The organism is Massilia sp. YIM B02769, from assembly GCF_030411995.1.
In the GTDB taxonomy this organism is placed as follows: Bacteria; Pseudomonadota; Gammaproteobacteria; order Burkholderiales; family Burkholderiaceae_D; genus Telluria.
Genome location: NZ_JASNRC010000017.1, coordinates 108,240 through 118,570 on the forward strand (window position 1 = coordinate 108,240; position 10,331 = coordinate 118,570).

Below are 10,331 nucleotides of genomic sequence, written 5' to 3' on the forward strand. Positions count from 1 at the left end.
CAACGGAGGACACCATGACTGGACGGAAGAAACTGGCAGGGCAGCGTATTGCCGTGCTCGCGGCAGACGGCTTCGAGAAAGTGGAACTGACGGCGCCGGTGGCGGCGCTGCGCGGCGCCGGCGCCGAGGTCGACATCATCTCGCTGAAGTCGGGCAAGATTCGCGGCATGAACCTGCACATGCCGGCCGACCTGATTGCCGTCGACTGGACCATCGGCGACGTCAGCGCACGCGACTACGACGGCCTGTTGATACCAGGCGGTTTCATGAACCCGGACGCGCTGCGCCAGTCGAGCGAGGCGCGCGACTTCGTGCGCGCCTTCGACCTGCTCGACAAGCCGATCGCCACGCTCTGCCACGGCCCCTGGGTGCTGGCCTCGGCGGGCCTGCTGTCGGGCCGCACCCTGACCTCGTGGCCGGGCGTGCGCGACGACATGGTGAACGCCGGCGCCACCTGGCTCGACCAGGAAGTGGTGCGCGACGGTAACCTCGTGACCAGCCGCGGCCCGCAAGACATGATGCCCTTCGTGCGCGAAATGATCCAGCTGTACGCAGGCGGCCCTGCCAGCAGCGCGGCGCTGCGCCGCCGCCATTCCGATCCGCAACGCGAGAACCCGAGCGCGGTTACCGGCGCCGCCGCGCGCTGGATTCCGCGCTCGCCGCTTGGCGCCGTGCTCGGCCTTGCATTGCTCGGCGCGGGCGTGATGGCGGTCAGGAATGCAGGCAATGGCGGCCGCATTTCTGCCACCGAGGCAAGGACGGCATCGGAGTAGACAGGAAGGGCGCAGGGCGTGCGGGTGCGGCATGCAGCGCCGGGGGCGGATGCGGTAAGGGATCCGCCCAGTGCTTCCGCCCCGGCTGCTGCGCTACTCGATCAGGATGCGCCGAACGGCCCGCGCGTGGCCGCGGAACGGGCGGCCGTAGACCGTCTGGATACCGCTGGCGAAATTCTCGCCCCAGACCAGCTGTGACCGCGTTTCGTGGGGCTCGGCCGACCAATACCATTCTCTTTCAAACTGTTCGCGCAGATTGGCGAACAGCAGCGAGAGTTCGCGCCGGTTCGGCAGTTCGCCGCCCTGGCTGCCTGCCCAGTCGATTGCGCCGGGCCAACTGACGTCGCCCAGGTCGCCAGGTAGCAGGATCAGGTGGTGGTCGGCATCGCCATTCTTGCCGAGGATGACCCCGGCGTAGTGCTCGCCTTCCTTCAAGGTTTCGCGTAGTTGCATATAAATGCCCATCGTATCCTCGTGCGTCAGTGTATGCGGTCCTGTAAGACACCGGCCTCGGCGCGTTAGTTGCTGCTCTGGACACGACATGGATCAGATGGTTGTTCGATTTCAGAAGAATAAAGGCGCTTGACGCTTTATTACTTATAGAAAATTTTTTTGGGAAAAGGTTGAACTAAGGAAGTTTCCTCCCCTCAAAGGTTACGTATTCGCGTTTTACACGCTTCGACTTTTACCTTTGACGTTAGGAACTTCTCGCATGAAAAAGCAAGCCACCATCGCCCTGAACGCTGTCGCTACCGCCGTCGTCCTGGCCTTCTCGGCTTCGGCCCACGCCGCCCCGACCAGCTTCGCGCTCTCCGGCTATGATGCCCCGTCGAACCTGACGGTGAACACCACCAGCAACGCCACCACGCCTGCCACCACCTACAACTATTATGTGTCGCCGACCGGCTCGGACACTGCTGCCGGCACCAAGGCCGCACCGTTCAAGACCCTGGCCCGCGCCGCCAAGGCCGTGACCAAAGCCGGCACCACCGTGTTCGTGGCACCAGGCACCTACGATGGCGGCTTCAAGACCACCGCCAACGGTACCGCCGCCGCCCGCATCTACTGGGTCTTGACCACCAAGTGGGGTGCGAAGATCGTTCCTCCTGCAAACTCGACCAACAAGAACGCCTGGGATAACCGCGGCAACTACGTCAGCATCATCGGCTTCGAAGTCGACGGCTCGAAAGTGCGCAGCGGTACCAAGTGGACCCTGGGTATCTACACCGGCGGTTCGTACAACGTCATCGAAGGCAACCACGTCCACCACACCGCGACCACCATTCCGTGCAACAGCGCGGGCGGCTCGGCAATCGGTGTCGACAGCTACTACAAGGGCGTCAAGACTGACGTGATCGGCAACGTCGTCCACGACATCGGCCCGGCCGGCTGCACCTACGTACAGGGTATCTATGTGAGCACCTCGGGCACGATCAAGAACAACGTGGTCTACCGCGTCGGTTCGGCAGCGATCCACCTGTGGCACGATGCGACCAACGTCCAGATCATCAACAACACGGTGAGTTCGTCGGTGTTCGGGATCATCGTCGGTGGCGGCGACTTCTACTTCACCTCGGCTGGCGCGAATAACGTCTCCGTGTACAACAACATCGTGTACGACAACAAGTACGGCATCTCGGAGCAGGGCAAGACCGGTACCGCCAACTCGTACAAGAACAACCTGGTGTTCAAGAACACGACCTACGACTGGCAGCTGCGCAATGGCCTGAAGCACACCGGTACGATCTCGTCGGACCCGCTGCTGGCCGGTTACTCGCGTACCGCCGCGATGCCGAACTTCAAGCCGAGCGCCAGCTCGCCGGTGATCGGCCGCGGTATCGCGACCTACGCACTGCCGACCGACATCGACGGCAAGGCACGTAACGCGTCGACCGGCTACGACATCGGCGCCTACCAGCACTAAGCCGCACAGGTAGTACCGAACCTTATCGACAGGCTCATGGAAACGAAGGGCGAGCCGGCTGTGCCGAGCGCACCACCGCCTGACCAATCCTGACCGACCAGACCCGTGTGACCGCAAGGCACGCGGGTTTTTTATTGGCCGGCCGCGCTGTCGTTTTCACGCAAGAGAACGGCAGAGCAAACTCTCAACAATTGTTTCTCGCGACAAACAATGTTTGTAAGCTTGATAGTGAAAAGAAATTTTTTTATGAAAACGTTGAACTTAGGCAGTTTCCACGGCTCAAACCGTTCGCATTTCGCATTTAACGTAAGGAACTATTGATGAAACACTCCGCTACCAAGCCCTCCAATATCCGTACCAATGCATTGACCCGCGGCGCTGCTGCCATGCTGCTGGTACTCGGCGCGTCCACCGCCAGCGCTGCTACCGGTTTCGCCCTGTCGGGTTACGATGCCCAGGAAGGCCTGCGTGCCAAGACCGACGTCGCCACCAGCAACGTGACGACGCCAGCCACCACCTATAACTATTACGTTTCGCCGACCGGTTCTGACACCGCCGCCGGCACCAAGGCCGCACCATTCAAGACGCTGGCACGCGCCGCCAAGGCAGCCACCAAGCCGGGCACGACGGTGTTTGTGGCGCCGGGTACCTATGACGGCGGTTTCAAGACCACGGCCAGCGGTACCGCCAAGGCGCGTATCTACTGGGTCTCGACCACCAAGTGGGGCGCCAAGATCGTGCCGCCTGCCAAGTCGTCCAACAAGACCGCCTGGGATAACCGCGGCAATTACGTCAGCATCATCGGTTTCGAAGTCGATGGTTCGAAGGTGCGTAGCGGCACCAAGTGGACGCTCGGTATCTACACCGGCGGTTCGTACAATGTCATCGAAGGCAACCACGTGCACCACACTGCCACCACCATTCCATGCAACAGCGCGGGTGGTTCGGCAATCGGTGTCGACAGTTATTACAAGGGCGTGATGACCGATGTCGTGAACAACGTCGTGCACGATATCGGCCCGGCCGGCTGCTCGTATGTGCAGGGTATCTACGTCAGCACCTCGGGTACGATCAAGAACAACGTGGTCTACCGCGTCGGCTCGGCAGCGATCCACCTGTGGCACGATGCGACGAACGTGAAGATCATCAACAACACCGTGTCGTCGTCGAACTTCGGCATCATCGTTGGCGGTGGCGACTTCTACTTCACGTCGGCTGGCGCGAACAATGTCGCGGTGTACAACAACATCGTGTACGACAACAAGTACGGTATCTCGGAGCAGGGCAAGACGGGCGCCGGCAATTCGTACAAGAACAACCTGGTCTTCAAGAACACGACCTACAACTGGCAATTGCGCAACGGCCTGAAGCACACCGGCACCATTACCTCGGATCCGCTGCTGGCCGGCTATTCGCGTACCGCCGCGATGCCGAATTTCAAGCCGAGCAAGAGCTCACCCGTGATCGGCCGTGGTATCGCGACCTATGCACTGCCGACTGACATCGACGGCAAGCCACGTAACGCCAGCACCGGTTACGACATCGGCGCGTATCAACACTAAACGGGACTAAGTCGATTCATCAGGTAGCCGCCTGATGCAAGCCCGCGTCGCCGCAAGGCACGCGGGCTTTTCATTTCGCAACGCGGCGTGGCGCACACGCGTTTTTGTTCCATTTCATTTCACAATTGTTCCTTATCTGCTTGTTCCATTAGTCGAGAGGAAATTGAGATAAGTATTTGATACTCCAAGAAAATTTATTTGGAAAAACGTTGAACTAAGGAAGTTTCCAGCCCTCAAAGGTTACGTATTCACTTTAAACACTAGGAACTTCTCGCATGAAAAAGCAAGCCACCATCGCCCTGAACGCTGTCGCTACCGCCGTCGTCCTGGCCTTCTCCGTTTCCGCCAACGCCGCCCCGACCAGCTTCGCGCTCTCCGGCTATGATGCCCCGTCGAACCTGACGGTGAATACCAGCAGCAACGCCACCACGCCTGCAACCACCTACAACTATTATGTGTCGCCGACCGGCTCGGATACCGCGGCCGGCACCAAGGCTGCACCGTTCAAGACCCTGGCCCGCGCCGCCAAGGCCGTCACCAAGGCCGGCACCACCGTGTTCGTCGCGCCAGGCACCTACGATGGCGGCTTCAAGACCACCGCCAACGGTACCGCAGCTGCCCGTATCTACTGGGTCTCGACCACCAAGTGGGGTGCGAAGATCGTTCCTCCTGCAAACTCGACCAACAAGAACGCCTGGGATAACCGCGGCAACTACGTCAGCATCATCGGCTTCGAAGTCGACGGTTCGAAAGTGCGCAGCGGCACCAAGTGGACCCTGGGTATCTACACCGGCGGCTCCTACAACGTCATCGAAGGCAACCACGTCCACCACACCGCGACCACCATTCCGTGCAACAGCGCGGGTGGTTCGGCAATCGGCGTCGACAGCTACTACAAGGGCGTCAAGACCGACGTGATCGGCAACGTCGTGCACGACATCGGCCCGGCCGGTTGCACCTACGTGCAGGGTATCTACGTCAGCACCTCGGGTACCATTAAAAACAATGTGGTCTACCGCGTCGGTTCGGCAGCGATCCACCTCTGGCACGATGCGACCAATGTCCAGATCATCAACAACACGGTGAGCTCGTCGGTGTTCGGGATCATCGTCGGTGGCGGCGACTTCTACTTCACCTCGGCTGGCGCGAATAACGTCTCCGTGTACAACAACATCGTGTACGACAACAAGTACGGCATCTCGGAGCAGGGCAAGACCGGCACCGCCAACTCGTACAAGAACAACCTGGTGTTCAAGAACACGACCTACGACTGGCAGCTGCGCAATGGCCTGAAGCACACCGGCACGATCTCGTCGGACCCGCTGTTGGCTGGTTACTCGCGTACCGCCGCCATGCCGAACTTCAAGCCGAGCGCGAGCTCGCCTGTGATCGGCCGCGGTATCGCGACCTACGCACTGCCGACCGACATCGACGGCAAGGCGCGTAACGCCTCGACCGGCTACGACATCGGTGCTTACCAGCACTAAGCAGCAAAAAAGCAGGAGCAGACACAGTCTGCGTGGTGAAAAGGAGACCCCGGGAACGGGGTCTTTGACATTCCGCAGTCCTGTTCCAACTGCGTATTGATCTAGCAAGCTGTTCGTGTAGAATCAATTCTTTCATGCGGTCGGCGCCTGCTTTTGCAGGACCGATGGCGGGTCGAACACGGTACTGGCATGTCACGCTTTCAGCAAGATCAGTCGTTGAATATCTCGTTCCCAAACGGTGCAGGGTTTGCTTCCGCCGTTTCCCACGTCCGCCTCCAGGCGTTGCGCTGTCGACTTCCCCTCATCGCCGCTTGTGCCCGCATTTCCGAGCATCTCGCCCGGCTTGCCTGAGCTCGGCAGACAGCATTGCTGTCGGAAGCCGAGCCTGCATCCACACCCTGTAGCCGGCCGCGCCGGCCGGCATGAACAATCTTCGGTAGTGACAATCGGAGCCGCCAATGGATATCGTAGAGATGAACACGGAACACAAATCGCAACAAGACAACACCACCCCGGACCGCAACGCCTTGCGTCCACGCCGCCGCATCGCCAAGCAGATGGTCGAACGCGGCCAGCGCCTGCGCAACCGCGCCGGCGTGATCGTCGGTCTTTCCCTGGGATTGCTGGCCCTGGTCAGCGTGCTGGAGTAGAAGGCTTGGCGCTCACTCCGCCAGGGGGAGCGCCATCTCCGGGCTGTTGACGCCGGCGCGGTTGACTGCCGGCGTCACCTTGAACCACTCGAAGGCATCGGGCGGCAGCGCCGCGTTGCGCGCCAGCTCGATGGCCGCGTCGGGCGCCAGGTCGGGGTCGAGCCAGAGCGCGGCATCGGCCGCCTCGAGCACGATCGGACGGCGGTCGTGGATGTCGAGCATGCCCTCGGCGGCATCGTCGGTCACGATCACGAAGCCGGCCTCGGCGCGGTTCTCGGTGAACGTGCCGAAATTTGCCAGCGCCAGCATGAACAGCGGCGCGCGGTCCTTGCGGTGGATGTGCCAGGGCTGCTTCTTGCCCTTTTCGCCGGTCCATTCGTACCAGCCCTCGGCCGGCACGACGGCACGCCCGTTCTTCAGCAGGCGGCTCCAGTAGCGGTTACTCAGTTTGTCGAGACGGGCATTGATGGTGATCGGCACCTTGCCTTCCGCCCATTTCGCGCGATAACTCCAGAACACGTCGTCGACACGCCGCTCGCCGTCCTGCAGGTGCATGACGGGGCGGTAGCTGCCGGGCGAGACGTTGTACGCCGGCGCCGATTCGCTGTCGTACACCGCGTCGGCCCAGCCGAATACGTTCGCGTAGTAACGCGCCGTTTGGCTTTGGTCAAATCGTCCACACATGGGATGATGGTACTGCATAAAACGCGGCCGCACGATTGACGCGCCGGCCCGGCCGTTCCGGCGCCGGGCAGTGGTGCTATCCTGCATCCCATTCGACTTGGAGGAAACAACATGGCCGTAGCCTGGCTGAAGGTTTTGAAGGCGGTTCCGTGGAGCGAGGTAATCGCCGCAGCGCCGCAGGTGGCAACTGGCGCGCGCAAACTGTGGGACACGGTGGGCCGCAAGGGCGCGCCGGCGCCCGCCATCGACGATGTGGGAATCGCGCCGATGCCCGGCGGCGAGGATGGCATGGCCTTGCTGGCCGCCCACATCGAGCAGCAGGACGCAGCCATCGCCCAGCTGCACGGGCAGTTGCGCGAAGCCTCGAAGCTGATCACGGAACTGGCCGACCAGAACGCCCAGCTGATCGCCAAGATGGAAGCGGCGCGCGGCAAGATCCAGGTAGTGGGTGTGTTCGCTGCGGCAGCCTCGGTGCTGGGCCTGGTGTCGCTGGCCCTGGTGCTGGCGCGCACCTGATGTGCACCCGAGGATAGTCCGATGAAATTTGTTTTGGTGCTGTTTTTCCTGTTCATCTTCGTTGCCATGTTGCTCAATTCCAGCCGCAAGCGCGGCATGCTGAGCAAAGACGCCGACAAGGCCGTGGCCGGTCTCGCGAATGCGATGCGCTGGTTCCTGTTCGGCTTGCTGGCCCTGGGCGCCGCAGTGTGCGGCGTGCTGATCTACCAGGGCGCCTGAGCGCTCGCCGACCCGCAGCGCATCCCTATCGACGCACGCAAGCTGCGAGCGTGTCCGCATGGCGCCGCGCGGACGGGCGCGCCGGCCGGACGCTGGCGTCCATGCTTTCCAGCAGTCCGTGCAATTCCTCGACGGTGCGCCGGCGTCCCTGTTCCGGGCCGCGCCGGTAGAACACCTGGTTGCCATCGTCGCCCGCGCCGCGCATGCCGAGGTCGGCAAATCCCATCCGGTCCAGGCCACGCCGCGAACGCAGGTTGGTGTCGAAGGCCTTGGCGTAGCAGCTGCGCAGTCCGTAGGCGCGCTCGCCCATGTCCAGCAGCAGCTGCCCGGCGCGCGGCCCGAAGCCATGGCCCTGGAAATCTCGCCCCAGCCAGTAATAGAAAAAGCCCAGATCGCGGTGCAGCGTCAGGTTGACGCAGCCGATGAAGCCCCATTCGCGGTGCAGCACCGCGAACAGCAGGCGCCGGCCCTGGCGCCAGAGCTCGGCCAGCCAGCGGTGCCAGTCGAGCGCATCGGCAAATACGGGCAGGCACCACAGCGCGGCAATGGCCGGGTCGCTGTATTGCCAGACGAAGTCGCGCGCGTGATGGTGGGCGAGCGGCTCGAGCGCGAGTTCGGCGCCGGTGCCGGGAACGGGGAAGCGCTGGCGCCAGGCCAGCCATGCGCCGATGTCGTTTGCGAGTTCGGCATGCTGGGGCTGCCTCCCCACCAGCGCACCGGCCAGGGCGTGTGCTTCGGCGCCCTTGCCAAGGGCACGGCAGGCGTCGATCAGGTGCAGGGTTTCTTCGGCAGCAAGTTCGCTCCTGGCAGCGAGGCGGCTGCCCACGGCATGCACCAGCGGCCAGTCGCTCCAGGCGGCGGCGTGCGCGAGCAGGCCGTGCAGGGCGTCCCGGGACAGGGCGCTTTCCTGGCCGGCCCAAAGCTTGTGTAGCGCCGCGAGCCGGGCGTGGCGGTTGACAGGGTTCAGCATGCCGTCTCCGCTTCACGAGTGGTAGAGAAACGATCGTACTGCGGTCGCCACGGCTTGCGGCCAGTGCCCGGCCTCCTTTGCCGCTTCCTTGCGCTGGCGCAGACCCGGCGACGCGCCGCCGACACATGCGGCCCGAAGATTGTCATCCTCGAATGCCAGTCTGGACACGGTGTTGCGCGGATCACGCACGCGGCGAAAAAAGCGATGTCCATCCTGGCATCAAACCGCTGTGTGCGCGAAAAAGCCTTCTAGAATTCACCCACTCAATTGCCGCACGGCATTATCCAGAGCTTCCCGCCGCGCCGCTTCCGCGTCCAACCTTCGCCCTTTACAGAATGACCCATACCGTTCCACGGCTGATGCCGCTCGTCTGTCTTGCGCTGTTCTCGATGCACCTGTCTGCCCACGCCTCGGTACCGGATTCGGCCAAGCCGGTCTACGCCGCCGATGCCGCCGATGCCGCCGATGCCGCCGATGCCGCGCTGACGGCGAATGCCGGTGTCGCCAGCCAGTACGTGTGGCGCGGCCTGCGCCAGACCGACGGCAAGCCGGTGGCCCAGGCCGGCATCGACTACGTGCACCCGAGCGGCTGGTCGGCGGGTACCCTGGTCTCGCATGTCGGCGACCGCACGGTGGCCAACGGCTCGGTCGAGTGGAACCTGTATGGCGGCTACAGCGGCAAGCTGGGTGAATTCGGCTACAGCCTGATCGGGCACGTCGCCCGTTATCCGGGCGCCGGGCGCGGAGCGAACGGCGCGCGCTTCGACTACGGCGAGCTCTCGGCCGGCGTCAGCTACAAGGCGCTCTACGCCAAGTACAACTACACCGTCACGCGCAATTTCTTCGGCATCGCCAACGCACGCGGCACCGGCTACCTTGACGGCGGCGCCAATGTCGACGTCGGCGACGCCACCACGCTGAACCTGCACGCCGGCGAAGGCCGGGTCGCCGGCGCCGGCAACGACTACTGGAACTGGCGCGACGTCAAGGTTGGCCTGACGCGTCGCCTGGATGGCGGCTGGAAAGTGGCCGGCGCGTACACCCGGGCATTCGGTGCAAGCCATGGTTTCCAGCGCGATACCGCAGGCGTCCTGAACCACAGCGAGCGCATCGCTTACACCAATCCCGGCAAGAACACGCTGGTGGTATCGCTGAGCAAGACCTTTTGAGCCCGGGGAGATTGCCTGGAGTTTGTCCGAATCCGCCTACGTAATGACAGGGCGAGTTTTCCCGGTGCGGGTCTTGTGTACGGGCTGGGCGCCCTTATCATAAGAAATGTCTCCAACTCAGACCAACTGAGCGTTTGCCGCCGCCGCACCCGATGCGCCGGCGGCATTTTTTTTGGCGCTGTCACCGTTAGCTATGGATGAGCGGTGAACTGTTGAGTTCATTCGTGGTCCAACCTGTCTCGCCATCAACGGGTCGACCATGAAAGCACCGCGCTTCACGAAGTGGTTTGCGGCATTGCCGACACTGAACGGGCCACAGCGGCTGCGCGTCCTCGACGCCTTGCGGCCGGCTGCCGGGCTGGACCAGGTGCTGGCGC

Annotated in this window: 11 protein-coding genes; 8 read left to right on the plus strand and 3 right to left on the minus strand. The window is 62.8% G+C overall.

Translation table 11 applies throughout. From position 1 onward, the window contains the following. Positions 1-14 precede the first annotated feature (14 nt). A complete protein-coding gene (locus QPK31_RS23595) occupies positions 15-773 on the plus strand; it encodes a type 1 glutamine amidotransferase domain-containing protein (protein WP_308634227.1) in 759 nt (252 codons plus the stop codon). A gap of 93 nt (positions 774-866) precedes the next feature. Here QPK31_RS23595 and QPK31_RS23600 read toward each other — a convergent pair whose 3' ends face one another. After that, entirely contained in the window at positions 867-1,226 is a 360-nt protein-coding gene (locus tag QPK31_RS23600; RefSeq protein WP_290425337.1) for a DUF1566 domain-containing protein, read from the minus strand. A gap of 259 nt (positions 1,227-1,485) precedes the next feature. Between QPK31_RS23600 and QPK31_RS23605 the strand changes: the two genes are divergently transcribed. The 4 genes from QPK31_RS23605 to QPK31_RS23620 all read left to right on the plus strand — a co-directional run bounded on the left by QPK31_RS23605 (position 1,486) and on the right by QPK31_RS23620 (position 6,396). Then, positions 1,486-2,697, plus strand: coding sequence for a right-handed parallel beta-helix repeat-containing protein (locus QPK31_RS23605; RefSeq protein ID WP_290425338.1), 1,212 nt, complete (start codon positions 1,486-1,488; stop codon positions 2,695-2,697). A gap of 320 nt (positions 2,698-3,017) precedes the next feature. After that, complete coding sequence (locus QPK31_RS23610; protein ID WP_290425339.1) at positions 3,018-4,259, plus strand: right-handed parallel beta-helix repeat-containing protein; 1,242 nt, start codon at positions 3,018-3,020, stop codon at positions 4,257-4,259. Positions 4,260-4,534: 275 nt separating this feature from the next. After that, entirely contained in the window at positions 4,535-5,746 is a 1,212-nt protein-coding gene (locus tag QPK31_RS23615; RefSeq protein WP_290425340.1) for a right-handed parallel beta-helix repeat-containing protein, read from the plus strand. Positions 5,747-6,204: 458 nt separating this feature from the next. Beyond that, positions 6,205-6,396, plus strand: a complete 192-nt coding sequence (locus tag QPK31_RS23620) for a hypothetical protein (protein WP_290425341.1) — start codon at positions 6,205-6,207, stop codon at positions 6,394-6,396. Between the two features lie 12 nt (positions 6,397-6,408). Here QPK31_RS23620 and QPK31_RS23625 read toward each other — a convergent pair whose 3' ends face one another. Next, positions 6,409-7,080, minus strand: coding sequence for an SOS response-associated peptidase (locus QPK31_RS23625; protein WP_290425342.1), 672 nt, complete (start codon positions 7,078-7,080; stop codon positions 6,409-6,411). A gap of 111 nt (positions 7,081-7,191) precedes the next feature. On the opposite strand from QPK31_RS23625, the gene QPK31_RS23630 reads away from it, so the two are divergent. After that, a complete protein-coding gene (locus QPK31_RS23630; RefSeq protein WP_290425343.1) occupies positions 7,192-7,596 on the plus strand; it encodes a hypothetical protein in 405 nt (134 codons plus the stop codon). Positions 7,597-7,617: 21 nt separating this feature from the next. After that, on the plus strand, positions 7,618-7,815 hold the full coding sequence (locus QPK31_RS23635) for a hypothetical protein (protein WP_290425344.1): 198 nt from the start codon (positions 7,618-7,620) through the stop codon (positions 7,813-7,815). 25 nt (positions 7,816-7,840) lie between these two features. Here the strand turns inward: QPK31_RS23635 and QPK31_RS23640 are convergent, their stop codons facing one another. Continuing rightward, positions 7,841-8,785, minus strand: coding sequence for a GNAT family N-acetyltransferase (locus QPK31_RS23640; protein WP_290425345.1), 945 nt, complete (start codon positions 8,783-8,785; stop codon positions 7,841-7,843). A 359-nt stretch (positions 8,786-9,144) separates the two neighbouring features. Between QPK31_RS23640 and QPK31_RS23645 the strand changes: the two genes are divergently transcribed. After that, positions 9,145-9,954, plus strand: a complete 810-nt coding sequence (locus QPK31_RS23645) for a TorF family putative porin (protein ID WP_290425346.1) — start codon at positions 9,145-9,147, stop codon at positions 9,952-9,954. Positions 9,955-10,331 lie beyond the last annotated feature (377 nt).

Excerpts from the sequence above, each read along its gene's own strand:
- QPK31_RS23595 (WP_308634227.1), top strand. The coding sequence starts at position 15 with ATGACTGGACGGAAGAAACTGGCAGGGCAGCGTATTGCCGTGCTCGCG.
- QPK31_RS23615 (WP_290425340.1), top strand. The coding sequence starts at position 4,535 with ATGAAAAAGCAAGCCACCATCGCCCTGAACGCTGTCGCTACCGCCGTC.
- QPK31_RS23620 (WP_290425341.1), top strand. The coding sequence starts at position 6,205 with ATGGATATCGTAGAGATGAACACGGAACACAAATCGCAACAAGACAAC.
- QPK31_RS23640 (WP_290425345.1), bottom strand. The coding sequence starts at position 8,785 with ATGCTGAACCCTGTCAACCGCCACGCCCGGCTCGCGGCGCTACACAAG.
- QPK31_RS23635 (WP_290425344.1), top strand. The coding sequence starts at position 7,618 with ATGAAATTTGTTTTGGTGCTGTTTTTCCTGTTCATCTTCGTTGCCATG.
- QPK31_RS23625 (WP_290425342.1), bottom strand. The coding sequence starts at position 7,080 with ATGTGTGGACGATTTGACCAAAGCCAAACGGCGCGTTACTACGCGAAC.
- QPK31_RS23600 (WP_290425337.1), bottom strand. The coding sequence starts at position 1,226 with ATGCAACTACGCGAAACCTTGAAGGAAGGCGAGCACTACGCCGGGGTC.
- QPK31_RS23645 (WP_290425346.1), top strand. The coding sequence starts at position 9,145 with ATGCCGCTCGTCTGTCTTGCGCTGTTCTCGATGCACCTGTCTGCCCAC.
- QPK31_RS23605 (WP_290425338.1), top strand. The coding sequence starts at position 1,486 with ATGAAAAAGCAAGCCACCATCGCCCTGAACGCTGTCGCTACCGCCGTC.
- QPK31_RS23630 (WP_290425343.1), top strand. The coding sequence starts at position 7,192 with ATGGCCGTAGCCTGGCTGAAGGTTTTGAAGGCGGTTCCGTGGAGCGAG.
- QPK31_RS23610 (WP_290425339.1), top strand. The coding sequence starts at position 3,018 with ATGAAACACTCCGCTACCAAGCCCTCCAATATCCGTACCAATGCATTG.